Source organism: Acinetobacter sp. MYb10, from assembly GCF_002980175.2.
GTDB classification, from domain to species: Bacteria; Pseudomonadota; Gammaproteobacteria; order Pseudomonadales; family Moraxellaceae; genus Acinetobacter; species Acinetobacter guillouiae.
Genome location: NZ_CP058272.1, coordinates 2,750,029 through 2,762,508, shown reverse-complemented (window position 1 = coordinate 2,762,508; position 12,480 = coordinate 2,750,029). Strand labels below are relative to the sequence as shown.

The window sequence follows — 12,480 nt, the reverse complement described above, 5'->3', positions numbered from 1 at the left end:
ATGAAAATCACATCATTACTTTCAGATAAACCCTATAGTGCAATTGCCATTGCTGTATGTTTCGCTGTGATGCTGATTCTGCCGTGGTTTCATGTGTTACCACAAGATTCAGCCTTACACCTCTCAGCATATTGGGTGACTTTGATTGGTAAAATCATGTGTCTCGCCTTGGTTGCACTGGCTTTGGATTTGGTCTGGGGTTATGCCGGCATTCTAAGTCTGGGGCATGGGTTATATTTTGCTTTGGGTGGTTATGCTTTTGGTATGTACCTGATGCGAGAGTCAGCAGGCGAGCAATTACCTGACTTTATGCGCTTTCTCAGTTGGACTGAGCTGCCTTGGTATTGGGTCGGAACCCAGCATTTCTTATGGGCTTTGGCTTTGGTGATTTTGGTACCAGGCGTGATTGCCTTTATCTTTGGATTCTTTGCATTTCGTTCCAAAATTAAAGGTGTGTATTTTTCGATTATCACCCAAGCCATGACTTTTGCTGCTGCACTGTTGTTTTTCCGCAATGAAACAGGTTTTGGCGGGAACAATGGCTTTACTGGATTTAAAACCATTCTTGGGATGGATATTACCTCTGCTTCTATGCGAGCAACATTGTGTTTCCTTACGGCCTTAGTGTTGTTACTGAGCTTTATCGGCTTACGTAGTTTAATGAATAAGCCTTATGGTCGAGTGTTGGGGGCAATCCGTGATAGCGAAAACCGGTTGCAATATTTAGGCTATCGTACCCTGTGGTACAAACTGTCGGCATGGGTCCTTTCAGCGGTGATTGCCGGAATTGCAGGTGCATTGTATGTCCCACAAGCAGGCATCATTAATCCAAGCGAAATGAATCCTGTGAATTCGATTGAAATGGCGGTTTGGGTTGCAGCAGGTGGTCGTGGCACATTGATTGGCCCAATTCTAGGTGCAGGTCTGATCAATGGAGTTAAAACCTATTTTACCGTTGCATATCCTGAAATATGGTTATTGATCCTTGGTGCATTATTTATCGTTGTAACCATCTTCCTCCCTAAAGGGGTGATTGGATTGCTTGAGCGCTTTAAAAAGGAGGATCACTAATGTCAGAGCTATTGTCAGATTTGGGCTTAAATTCGCAACATGGTGGTCAAATCGGTGAGGGCTATGGTCGTCCTAAAGCTGAAGGTGCCGATTTCAGCCATGGTATTGCACTTTACTTAGAAAAAGTCAGTGTATGGTTTGATTCTTTCCGCGCTTTAAATGATTTGTCTCTTTACATTGAAGAAGGGGAGTTGCGCTGCATTATTGGGCCAAATGGTGCGGGAAAAACCACATTGATGGATGTGATCACTGGTAAAACACGTCCTACCGAAGGTTCTGCCTTTTTTGGTCAAAACTATGATCTTGCCAAAATGAGTACTGAACAAATTGCAGAAGCGGGTATTGGTCGTAAGTTTCAGAAACCGACTGTATTTGAAAATTTTACAGTGATGGAAAATCTGCTCCTTGCTGCACCAAAAGACAAAACCGTGAAAAAAAGTTTTTTTAGCAAGCTAAGTCCCGATGCACAGTTGGCTTTGGATGAGTCGTTGCAACAGATTCGTTTACAAGAGTTTATTCAAAAGCCTGCGGGATTGTTATCACATGGTCAAAAGCAGTGGCTAGAAATTGGCATGTTGTTGATGCAACGACCTAAACTGATCTTGTTGGATGAACCTGTAGCGGGAATGACCGATGCTGAAACTGAACGCACAGCAGAGTTATGTTTGGAATTAAAAAAGAATCATACCTTGATTGTGGTCGAGCACGATATGAGCTTTATCGACACCATCAGTGAGAAAGTTACTGTGCTGGCACAAGGTGCCATTCTTGCAGAAGGAACCTTGGCGGAAGTACAAGCCAATGAAGATGTGATTGAAAAGTATTTAGGACGTTAAGGGGAGCAATATGCTAGAAATAAAAGACGTCAATCAATTTTATGGGGGCAGTCACATTCTCCGTGATGTGACTTTAACTGCGCCGATTGGTGAGTGTTCTGTGGTTTTGGGACGGAATGGTGTGGGTAAAACCACCTTATTAAAATGTTTGATGGGAATTTTACCGATTAAGTCTGGGCAAATCTTATTGGATGGCAAAGACATTGCTAAAATGAGCCCTGAACAGCGTGTACGCGCGGGTTTGGCCTATGTTCCTCAAGGGCGTGATATTTTCTCAACCCTGACTGTAGAGGAAAATATTTTGATCGGCATGGCGAAGTTTTCAGGCGCAAAAACCCGTAAAGTTCCTGAGCATTTATATGAAATTTTTCCTGTCTTAGACGAAATGAAACATCGCCGTGGCGGTGATTTATCGGGTGGACAGCAACAGCAATTAGCCATTGCACGTGCTTTAGCATCGGAGCCGAAAGTTTTGATTTTAGATGAGCCGACCGAAGGAATTCAGCCTTCGATTATTAAAGATATTGGTCGAGTGATTCGAAAATTGGCAGATGGTGGCGAAATGGCGATTGTACTTGTAGAGCAATTCTATGATTTTGCCGAGGAGCTGGCCGATAACTATACCGTGATGGCACGTGGTCAAGTGGTTGCACAAGGCATCGGTGAAGAAATGCCTGAAAAGGGGATTCGTGATTTAGTGGCGATTTAACAGAATCGTGAAAACATTTTGTTTACCTCCCTGAGTCAAGGGAGGTGTGGTTAAACCCTATATTATTGAGGCTCAACTTTCTGATAATAGCCTGTTGATGAAACATTCATACCAAAGCCACAATCGGCTTGTTCATTTAATTCTTTCACTTTAATAAAATTGCCTAAAGAGGAGTTATAGGTGAAATTGATGTCAATTTGACAATTTTCAAAACGATAGCTTGCTTTCTTGGCATGAAGTGGGATTTCTGTTTCAAATTCGCCAATATTTGGACCATAAAGTAGGCTTCGAGCACCCATCCATAGACCAGTGAATTGAATGAGATATTTCTGATCACGTTTTTTAATGGTGATATTATTCCATTCGCCAAAACCTGCATAACTGGCATATTCTCCTGTTAAGTCATTGTTTGGTTTTGGTGTTACTAACTTTTTTAAATTAAATTGACTGGTTTTTGTGGGTTTAATTTGAAACCACGCTCTTGCCCATAAGGGTTGATTGAGTTTGCTATACGTTAAACCCACATTATTATTGGCAATGTCGATGTCATTATCTGAAACCCGAATGCCAGTGTCTTCTTCACCCACAGACTGACAAAAAGCACTCCAAGATGCTTGTCTTTGAAACTGATCAAGCGCTTTTTTATAGTTTTTCTGGTCGTAAAATTTTTGTCCCAATTTACGATATTGACTGAGTTTGGCACAACCCTTTTTTATATTTTGTTCATCGTAGTCGTAGTCAGCAGCATGGCTTGCTGTATTAAGTATCAATGCAAATGGTGCCAATAGACTGATTATCATTTTATTCATCGATATTCGCTCTGAAGTTCAGCAATATTGTTTATGGTTATACAACAGATTTTGAAAAAGCGACAAAAAAAATTTACGACGGATGCTGTATAAATACTGCTCTATTTTAATCAAAATTTAATTGCATCAACACCAAATCACGCCACTGCCCAAATTTTTGTCCGACTTGTGGCATATAACCTGTTTGTTTAAATCCGAGTTGTTGGTGTAGATAAATCGAACCAGTATTTTCGTGGTCAATTGCAGCAACCATAACGTGGATATTGTGCTGTTGAGCATGTTCAATCAATTTCAGCATTAAGCGTTTGCCGAGCCCTTGTCGAGTAAATTCTGGGTCGATATAAACAGAGTGCTCAACTGTATATAGATAACCGTTGATTGCTCTAAAGCTTGCATAATCGGCATAGCCTGCAATGGCATGAGTCGTTGTTTCTTCAGCAACAAAAAGCGGAAATTGCTGTTGTTGTAATTCTATAAACCACTGTTGGTAATCTGCGAAAGTCTTTAATTGGCTGTTCCATGTTGCTAAACCTGTTGCAATTTCATGATTATAAATACGCATAATCTCAGTTAGGTCAGAAGCTTGAGCAGGGCGGATCTGAAAATTCATGGATACAGGTCAATGGAAAATTGATAGGGGTATTCTAAAAAGAATTATTTTTAAGGGCAATAAAAAAAGCAAAACCAAAGTTTTGCTTTTTGATTAATAGGTTTAGCTCAGTCTTAGAAATGGTACTTGATTAAAGCGCTGACATTATTTTCGTCTTTGCCTGGAACACCGTATTTGTTGTGCCATACAGAGTGTTCAACACCAAGATATAGACGCGTATCTGGAGAAATGTGTTTACCTGCATTCCATTTCCATTGTGTCGTCCAGTTCAACTCGCTTGAGTGAGCAACTTGATCTTTTTCTGCAGTTGACCAATCTAGGAAACCATCTACAAGGAATTCTTCAGATGCAATTTTAAATGGAATTCCGTAAGTAAACGTCAATTGATAGTCATCTTCTTGGATTTCATTATTGGCACGGTAGAAATTTAATTGCGCATATTGAAAATAAGGAATGGCTAAATCAACACCAACACCATATAGGTAGTTGTTCATATCTTTACCACCTTCCCAAGTGGTCGCAATTAATACGTCTTTAATTGGGCCTAATTCAAGTTTTTTCCCAGAAACAGCACCTAGGCTAAGACGTGGAGAAACCTCAAAATAAGTATCCGACTGACCATCACTGTTGGTACGGTCAGCAAAGGCAAAGAAATCACCGTATTTAAGTTTGGCAGCATACTCAAAAGTAATGGTAGATTGTTTCTCATCTGGTGTTAGTTCATAGTTTTCACCATAAAGACCAGTAATACTAAAATCTTGCCAAACAGGCGCAGCTTGAGCCAAAGTTGCAGTTGAAGCGATTGCGCAGATAGCCGTAATTTGTGTAAGTTTCATGAATTCTTCCTTTCCCCCAAGAAAAGCGCTTCAAGAATACAGATTCTTAAATAAAAATAAAGCGAAAATTAGATGGAACGTAAATAAATATGTAAACATCAAGAGGTGAAATGTTTTAAAACGTGAGTCGCATATTTAAAGCAAAGATTTAAAATTTATATCCATTAAAAGCTTAAGAATTAAACATAGCTGATGTTTTTAGTCAGGATTAGTCATTAAAAAATCAATTAAATCATTTAATTATAAAGTAACGTAACAAGATGTCATTTTTCATATTCTTTTCATAAAAAAGTTAAAAATCTACTTGCATATTTTCCAATATGGCCTGATATTGAATGTATAAGAACACCTATCTGCAGATCGTTAAAAGTGTTCATCTTTGCAATAGAGGAGTTACGGTTCCAATTTATTGTAGGTGAAAAGCTGTCTTATACAGCAGGCGCAAAGTGTGCCGAAAATATAAGTTTTGCACTCGTTTTTTGATTAGAAAGAGGATGTTTTTTATGAATATAGAAATCCGTACAGATAAAAATATTAGAAATAGTGATCGTTTAATTACTTACGTACGCGATGAGCTAAATCAAGAATTCCAACGTCATAGCGAACGTATTACCCAGTTTTCAGTTCATATCAGTGATGAGAACGGTGACAAAGGTGGGGCGGATGATATCCAGTGTATGATTGAGGTCAAAGCAGCGGGTTTGAAGCCAGTCGTGGTAAAACATCGAGCGAAAAACATTGATCTTTCATTACACGGTGCGATAGATCGCGTAAAGCGTAGCCTAGAGCACGTATTAGAAAAAATTGAAAATCCACGTGGTGGAAAACTAGAACTTGCTGATGCAGATGAAGCATGATCTTATAAAAAGCCCTTCGGGGCTTTTTTATGGTCTTCAATTTTATGGTTTTAAAACAGTCCTTGATTGTCTTCTTTGTCATAAATGAACAATAAATGCCATTTATAAAATAAAAGCGACACGATTAAAATTTTTCAAAGCTATTTTAAAAATATTCGTCATAATGTTGTATAGGAATAGAATAGTGAGATCAAAATGTTATCAGCACAACAACAAGTCTTTATACAGGCTTTAGAAGATTTAGACCTTGCTCAAGTCAAACGTTTGCTTGCAGATGGATTTGATCCTAACTTTATGGAACCTGAAAAAGGACCAGCTGTTTCAATTTGGTCAGATGGATTGTTTAAATGGTGGGAAAAAATTTGTGATGCCTATGAAGCAGGTCATCCTTTAACGGCAGAACAAAAAGCACAAGATTTACAACCGCATTTAGATATTTTGGATGCTTTAATTAGTGCCAAAGCAAACTTTTATTTGTGGGACACTGAAGAGTGCTATGGTCCACTGTGGGATGCAGCAAGCGCAGCCTGTGTACCTGCAATTCATAAGCTTTTAGATCATAAGGTTGACCCGAACACCAAAGATGAAGAAGGTAAGACCATTTTATCCTCGATCAGTGATTTGTTCTTTGATTGTGAATTTGATCAAATAGATTGGTCTCAGGCTTTACCTGAAGAGAAAGAATCTTTAGAGTTACTACGTAGTCGCGGTGCGAAAATGTCCAAAGAATTATCGTAAATTTTGAGTCTTCATATGGCAATTTTAAATAGAATCACATTAGCCCTTGCTTCGAGTCTAAGTATAAGCGCAATGGCAGCAGAATTTTCTTTTGATCGTCCTGGAACTGGTTTTGGAACAGGAATCACGCCAGTGGGTCAATTGGCTTGGGAGCATGGTCTACCAAGTGCGACCTATACAGAAACTAAGGTAGATGGCGCAAAAGCAAAAACTGTAACCCTCAATGGCGATATGCTGCTCCGTACCGGTTTAACCTCTAGTATGGAGTTACAGTTAGGCTGGCAGGGTCCAGCTTGGACACAAACCAAGTACAAAGGCATTAAAGAGGATGACTCTGGCTTAGGTGATGTTTCTATTGGGATTAAAAAAGCCATCGACTTAAAAGATGATAAATTATCCATGGCGATTTTGGCTCAAGCCTTGATTGCAACGGGCAATGATGGTTTTAGTGAAGAAGATGATATTTATAGCATCGGCACATCATTAGATTATCAGTATAACGATTTGGTCAATACTGGAATCACCATGAACTATGCTGTGCAAGATGGGCATTGGTCAGTGACCGCTGTACCTACTGTCGGTTATAAAATTGCCGGTAACCTTTCAGGGTTCTCTGAGTTTGTCTATTCAAAAACAGAAAGCCAAAACTATAAGTATGGTCTAGGCTCTGGTTTGATCTATGCGGTTAATGAGCGTACCCAACTTGATGGAAGTGTGGGTGTCGATTTGGAAGGGCGAGACCGTAGTTATAAAGCTGGTTTAGGTGTGGCATTCTTATTCTAATCAATTCAGTCTGATACATCGTCAAGGAGTAGTTGATCTACTCCTTGATTTGTTTTCAAAGCGAGCAATTTTCGAAATGCTTTTAGAATAGTCTTATCTTGTGTATGCTGAGTTCAAAATAAGCAATAAACACAGGAGTATTAAAATGTTAGAACTGTTTATTGGTGATAAAAATTACTCGACTTGGTCGATGCGTCCATGGTTAGTGATTCAGCATTTTAATATTTCATTTACAGAGCACCTAATCCCTTTTGATCACTTTGACCTTGATAGCCAATTTAAACAAAGTATTTTAAAAATAAACCCAACTGGCAAAGTCCCAGCTTTAGTAGACGATGGCTTTTTAGTTTGGGATTCTTTGGCGATTTGTGAATATCTGGCAGAAAAGTTTCCTGAAAAACAATTGTGGCCTCAAGATGTAAAACAACGTGCACGCGCAAGATCGATGTCCGCTGAAATGCACAGTAGTTTTATGGCTTTGCGTAGTTGTTGTGATATGAATTTAGATGCTGATTTAAAGCATATTGGTGCACAGCTTTGGCAGGAAAATTTAAAACTACAGCAAGATGTAAAACGGATTGAACAATTATGGTCGGAGCGACCAGACTCTGACAGTTTTTTATGTGGTGATGAGTTTACTATTGTCGATGCTTTTTATGCGCCAGTTGTGATGCGGTTTATGGGTTATGGCATTGCAGTATCAGCAAACAGTCAACGTTATATCGACAAGATATTAGCCGTCCCTGCTGTACAGCAATGGATAGCAGAAGCGCAAGCAGAATTTCGATTTGTAGCATGTGAAGAGCAATATCGCAGTCAGGTTTAATCTATTGAATACTGCTAAGCTATTTCATTGATTTGAGCGCGGTAGAGCTGTACTTGATTGCGCCCAGACTGTTTGGCCCGATATAGCGCTTTGTCTGCCAGATGAATAATTTTACTAATATTGTCATCGTCACTGGAGGTGGCAATACCAAAACTGGCGGTCAGCTGAACATAATGATGATCAAGGGATTCAAGCACTTGGTTTTGAATCGCCAATCGACAGCGTTCAGCAAGTGCTTGAGCAATGTTTAAAGAGGTTTCAGGTAAGGCAATAATAAATTCTTCACCGCCATAACGAGCCACAATATCCGACTGACGAATGTGAGATGATAATAATTTGGCAACTTGACACAATGCTTCATCACCAAAATGATGTCCATATAAGTCATTGATTTCTTTGAAATGATCAATATCAATCAAGATAATGGCATATTCGGTTTGCTTATTTTGGATATCATCAAGCTTTTCATTAAAAAAACGACGATTATATAAATTGGTCAGTGGGTCAATTTCACTGAGTTTTTTGATTAATGACTCTCTATGTCGCCACTGAGACAGTAAAATCTCACATAAAATCAAACATACAATTAAAATAGGAATAATAAAATATAGCATTGTTCCTACCCAGAACGGGTTATCATGCCGATTATTTTCTAATATATGTGTATTAAAAATTGGGGCATACGGAATGATGCGCCAATAAGTACAAAGCATCATTGAAATATAGAACAGTAGTGCAGTGCTAATTTGCAGATAAATAATTTTTCTATTGAATAAGATTAAACCCACACCAGAAATACAAACAAATGCAAAAACAGTAGCTGGACTATAGATACCAACGAGGAAACCATCAGCAAGCATTAAAAGAATAAAAATACTGATGACAATATGGGGGAGGATAGTGTTCGCCCATTTTTTATTTTGAAAGAAATAACAAAATGCAATCAGAAAAAAAAGCAGTAGGGTTGAGCCAGCATTGACCACAAGTTGTGAACGAATCAAGGAGATATTGACCCATTGCCAAGTTTCTGGATTTAACAGGATAAAAATTTTCCATACGATCCATGATAAATGAAGGGCAACAGTCAGGAACAGAATCAAGATACATTTATGTAAACTGCTCCAATTCATAATGATATTTGAATCTAATTGTTGTTTCAGCTTTTGCCAGTAATGATTAAGTCTTATATTCGATACCTTCATTCATAATTATTCCAGGGTTTTTCAAGCTGTAATTCATTAAGTACTGATTAATAATTTTTTAAATTATAGTGATTAAAATTTATTAAAACAAAGAATTGTTATCATTTATTTGTTAATAAACAGGTATTTTATTATTAATATAAAGTAAATAGTGGTGTAATTAATTTTTAAATATACAGATGTTTTAAGACAAAACACCTGTGCCCGAATAACAAGGTTTACGATTGGTTTTCGCAATATATAATGCTTGATCTGCTTGTTGTAACACTGCATTACTCATGCTGTCATGTTTAGAAACAGATGCACCACAACTTGTTTGAAGTGGGATGACTTTGTTGTTGATCTTTAAATCATAATGATTAATTAAACGTGATAGACGATCTGCGATATGACGTGCTTGATCCTGAGTAACATCACTGAGAATTAAAATAAATTCAGATTCGCTATAGCGGCCAACAAGGTCAGTTTCACGGATATTTTGTAATAACTCTTGGGCTATAGCCGCTAAAGCTTTATGGGCAATTTTTAGATTGTATTTGTTCTTGATTTCACACAAGTTATCAACACTAAGCAAAATGATACCAAAGTTAGAATCAGTCTGAGGATGTAATTCTTTTAAATAGGTATTAATTGCAAACTGATTATAAATACCTGTATGTGGGTCGATTTCCAAACTGTTACTCAGTTGGTTTTTATATATTAATTTGGCAATAAATGAGTGTTTCAATACTTGATTGAATAATGAATGAATTTTACGTCGTTTTTCGGAATAAATTTTATTACGCATAATCTAATCCATCCACACTTGGATTTTTATTGTTGATGCCTAGAATGTAGCAATTTATTGACTTAAACTCAAACTAAAGTTTAAGTAAATACTTGAAGGATATATACATAATTTAAAAAAATGTGATTAATTTTGTAGTATAGGTTAAGAGTCTGTTGAAATTTGAAAAAGCACTAAACATAAATCTGACAAGCAATATAGTTTCAATGAATTGTATGGTTATTATTCTAGTGAATGCTCATTTTTTAAATTGATTATTTTATTTTTAAAGATGAACAACAGTTTGGTTTTTAAAATCATCTGTTGTTCATTATTTGGTCAATATTGGGATCAATCTTTGTCAATTTTATGAGCAAATTCAGCAATATCTGCTAAAGATTGTTTTGCTTCATCAAACCATGGGCTAAACATTTGGAAATTATGCCACATTCCCGTATATAGCTTGTAATTGACTTGGACACCAGCAGCTTTGGCTTTTTCTTCGAAACGTTGCGCATCTGACAAAAGAATTTCTTTAGAACCAATTTGAACCAAGGTTGGAGGCAACCCTGCAAAATCTCCGAAAATAGGCGAAAGTGGGGGTAAAGAACGATCCATGTTTTTCGGTACGTAAAAATCAATACCAGATTCAAGTGCTTCGATTGACAGTAAAGCATCATGCTTCTGATTATAGCGTAAAGACTCGCCTGTTAAGGTCAGGTCTAAGAAGGGTGACATTAGGATTAAAGCGCTAGGGAGTTGTTGCTTATTTTCTTCTTTGATTCGTAAGGCGAGTGCCAAAGCCAGATTCGCTCCACAAGAATCACCTGACACAATAATGTCTTTCGCTAGCACGCCTTGATCTAAAAGTTGCTGATAAATATCATAAATCGCATCACTTGCTTCAGGGAATTTACTTTCAGGTGCGAGCGGGTAATCGACATGTAAAACTTGCATTTGTGTACGTGCAGCAACTTCAGATAAAAAAGCCCGATGGGTTTTGATAGAACCGACAAAAAACGCTCCACCATGAATATGAAAAATCATTTGAGTCGCATGCGCTTGCGGTTTAATTTCTTCTGCCCGAATCCCCGCAATGCGCAAAGAACGGATCTGTACATCTTTACGTTGTGGAAAAACACGTGCAAGTTGTTCTATTCCAAAACGTGCAGTTGCCGGGGGAAGATTGAAACGACTTGGAAATTTGAAGCTAGATTTAAGAATAGATTCTGTAAGATATTGTTTCAGAGCTGGGTTAATCTTCATGTTCCTTCCATATTGTTAAACTTTTGACTTTATTTTTGTTGATTTATCAACATTTGTTACAAGGGTACACTATATAGTCACATTCAAGAATTGCTAAATCGACGTAAATTTTTGATACTATAAAGTGTCAATTAGACTAGGGAAAACAAAACAATGAAAAAAATTGTACTTGCATTAGGCTTATTATCAGCAACAGTTCTTGCAAATGCTGCGGATCCACTCAATGGAACAGTTTGGAAAACAATTGATGACACAACGAAACAGCCAAAAGCAATTGTGAAATTCACTGAACAAAAAAATGGAACATTGACGGCAACAATTCAAAGTATTTTAACACCAGGTGAGGAAAATACTTGTACCAAATGTGAAGGCCCTTACCACAATAAATCATTGAAAGGCGTGACGATTGTCAATGGTTTAAAAAATGTCGGTGGTAAAAACTATGACAATGGTACGATTCTAGATCCTAAAAATGGCAAGACCTATAAACTCAAAGGTGAACTTGCTGGTAATCAGTTAAAGTTACGTGGTTATATGGGTATTTCTGCTTTAGGTCGCAACCAAACTTGGGTGCGTGCAAACTAAGCAGATTGATTCACTGCAACAAAAAGCCTGATCTATTGATCAGGCTTTTTGTTGCTCGATTATTTTTATGTTGTAAGTTTTAAAGCTTTAATTTTATCTTCATCAAAACCAATTACATATTGGCCATTTTGATCAATCACAGGGCGTTTGATTAAACTGGTGTGTGTGGTAAGCGCTTGAATCAGTGCTTGTTCACTCGACAAAGCCAGTTGCTGTTCTTGTTCACTGAGTTTTTTCCACGTTGTGCCTTTTTTATTGAGCACAAGATCTTGCCCAATATGATCGAGCCATTGTTTAACCGTCTCTGCATCTATGCCTTGTTTTTTATAATCATGAAATTCATAACTCAAGCCAAGTTCAGTCAGTAAATCAAAAGCTTTTTTCATGGAGTTACAATTTTTGATTCCATAAATTTTCAACATGTCTTAACCTAATATTCAATTGTTTGATTTGACAGAAAGAGTAGCAAAATTGCCAATATGTACAGTATAAGAATAGATAAAATATTTTAAAAGGCATGATTGCTGTCATCAGAATTTAACAATTTGCGCTTAATATTTTATTGAAGCGAGCAGCAGACTGGCTG

The 12,480-nt window shown here is 37.5% G+C and carries 15 protein-coding genes; 8 read left to right on the top strand and 7 right to left on the bottom strand.

All coding sequences use genetic code 11. The features are described 5' to 3' along the window. The 3 genes from urtC to urtE are packed head-to-tail and all read left to right on the top strand — an operon-like array spanning nucleotide 1 to nucleotide 2,616. Nucleotides 1–1,071, top strand: a complete 1,071-nt coding sequence (gene urtC, locus CQZ96_RS12940; RefSeq protein ID WP_004718664.1) for an urea ABC transporter permease subunit UrtC — start codon at nucleotides 1–3, stop codon at nucleotides 1,069–1,071. Then, on the top strand, nucleotides 1,071–1,907 hold the full coding sequence (urtD, locus tag CQZ96_RS12935) for an urea ABC transporter ATP-binding protein UrtD (protein WP_034611198.1): 837 nt from the start codon (nucleotides 1,071–1,073) through the stop codon (nucleotides 1,905–1,907). The genes urtC and urtD overlap by 1 nt, the downstream gene beginning before the upstream one ends. 10 nt (nucleotides 1,908–1,917) lie before the next feature. Then, nucleotides 1,918–2,616, top strand: a complete 699-nt coding sequence (gene urtE, locus CQZ96_RS12930) for an urea ABC transporter ATP-binding subunit UrtE (protein WP_056517139.1) — start codon at nucleotides 1,918–1,920, stop codon at nucleotides 2,614–2,616. Nucleotides 2,617–2,678: 62 nt separating this feature from the next. Here the strand turns inward: urtE and CQZ96_RS12925 are convergent, their stop codons facing one another. The 3 genes from CQZ96_RS12925 to CQZ96_RS12915 all read right to left on the bottom strand — a co-directional run bounded on the left by CQZ96_RS12925 (nucleotide 2,679) and on the right by CQZ96_RS12915 (nucleotide 4,871). Beyond that, nucleotides 2,679–3,425 (bottom strand): hypothetical protein, encoded by a 747-nt coding sequence (locus CQZ96_RS12925; RefSeq protein ID WP_105713906.1) that lies wholly within the window; start codon nucleotides 3,423–3,425, stop codon nucleotides 2,679–2,681. 106 nt (nucleotides 3,426–3,531) lie between these two features. Further along, nucleotides 3,532–4,035: a GNAT family N-acetyltransferase gene (locus CQZ96_RS12920; protein WP_105713905.1), complete on the bottom strand. Its 504-nt coding sequence runs from the start codon at nucleotides 4,033–4,035 to the stop codon at nucleotides 3,532–3,534. 113 nt (nucleotides 4,036–4,148) lie between these two features. Beyond that, nucleotides 4,149–4,871, bottom strand: a complete 723-nt coding sequence (locus tag CQZ96_RS12915) for an outer membrane protein OmpK (protein WP_105713904.1) — start codon at nucleotides 4,869–4,871, stop codon at nucleotides 4,149–4,151. Between the two features lie 503 nt (nucleotides 4,872–5,374). Between CQZ96_RS12915 and CQZ96_RS12910 the strand changes: the two genes are divergently transcribed. The 4 genes from CQZ96_RS12910 (at nucleotide 5,375) to CQZ96_RS12895 (ending at nucleotide 8,075) form a co-directional block, all read left to right on the top strand. Next, nucleotides 5,375–5,728: an HPF/RaiA family ribosome-associated protein gene (locus CQZ96_RS12910; RefSeq protein WP_004718651.1), complete on the top strand. Its 354-nt coding sequence runs from the start codon at nucleotides 5,375–5,377 to the stop codon at nucleotides 5,726–5,728. Nucleotides 5,729–5,923: 195 nt separating this feature from the next. After that, a complete protein-coding gene (locus tag CQZ96_RS12905) occupies nucleotides 5,924–6,466 on the top strand; it encodes an ankyrin repeat domain-containing protein (protein WP_105713903.1) in 543 nt (180 codons plus the stop codon). A 15-nt stretch (nucleotides 6,467–6,481) separates the two neighbouring features. Further along, entirely contained in the window at nucleotides 6,482–7,249 is a 768-nt protein-coding gene (locus CQZ96_RS12900; protein WP_105713902.1) for a transporter, read from the top strand. A gap of 145 nt (nucleotides 7,250–7,394) precedes the next feature. Continuing rightward, entirely contained in the window at nucleotides 7,395–8,075 is a 681-nt protein-coding gene (locus CQZ96_RS12895; RefSeq protein ID WP_004718648.1) for a glutathione S-transferase family protein, read from the top strand. Nucleotides 8,076–8,089: 14 nt separating this feature from the next. Here the strand turns inward: CQZ96_RS12895 and CQZ96_RS12890 are convergent, their stop codons facing one another. From CQZ96_RS12890 to CQZ96_RS12880, 3 genes are all read right to left on the bottom strand, one after another. Beyond that, nucleotides 8,090–9,277: a GGDEF domain-containing protein gene (locus CQZ96_RS12890; RefSeq protein WP_004718647.1), complete on the bottom strand. Its 1,188-nt coding sequence runs from the start codon at nucleotides 9,275–9,277 to the stop codon at nucleotides 8,090–8,092. Nucleotides 9,278–9,461: 184 nt separating this feature from the next. Beyond that, nucleotides 9,462–10,064 (bottom strand): GGDEF domain-containing protein, encoded by a 603-nt coding sequence (locus CQZ96_RS12885; RefSeq protein ID WP_004718646.1) that lies wholly within the window; start codon nucleotides 10,062–10,064, stop codon nucleotides 9,462–9,464. A gap of 330 nt (nucleotides 10,065–10,394) precedes the next feature. Beyond that, nucleotides 10,395–11,309 carry an alpha/beta hydrolase gene (locus CQZ96_RS12880; protein WP_056517147.1) on the bottom strand — a complete coding sequence of 305 codons (915 nt, stop codon included), beginning with the start codon at nucleotides 11,307–11,309 and terminating at the stop codon, nucleotides 10,395–10,397. A 153-nt stretch (nucleotides 11,310–11,462) separates the two neighbouring features. Between CQZ96_RS12880 and CQZ96_RS12875 the strand changes: the two genes are divergently transcribed. Beyond that, on the top strand, nucleotides 11,463–11,894 hold the full coding sequence (locus CQZ96_RS12875; RefSeq protein ID WP_004718644.1) for a DUF2147 domain-containing protein: 432 nt from the start codon (nucleotides 11,463–11,465) through the stop codon (nucleotides 11,892–11,894). Nucleotides 11,895–11,959: 65 nt separating this feature from the next. On the opposite strand, the gene CQZ96_RS12870 is transcribed toward CQZ96_RS12875, so the two are convergent. Further along, nucleotides 11,960–12,316, bottom strand: coding sequence for a Spx/MgsR family RNA polymerase-binding regulatory protein (locus CQZ96_RS12870; RefSeq protein ID WP_004718643.1), 357 nt, complete (start codon nucleotides 12,314–12,316; stop codon nucleotides 11,960–11,962). Nucleotides 12,317–12,480 lie beyond the last annotated feature (164 nt).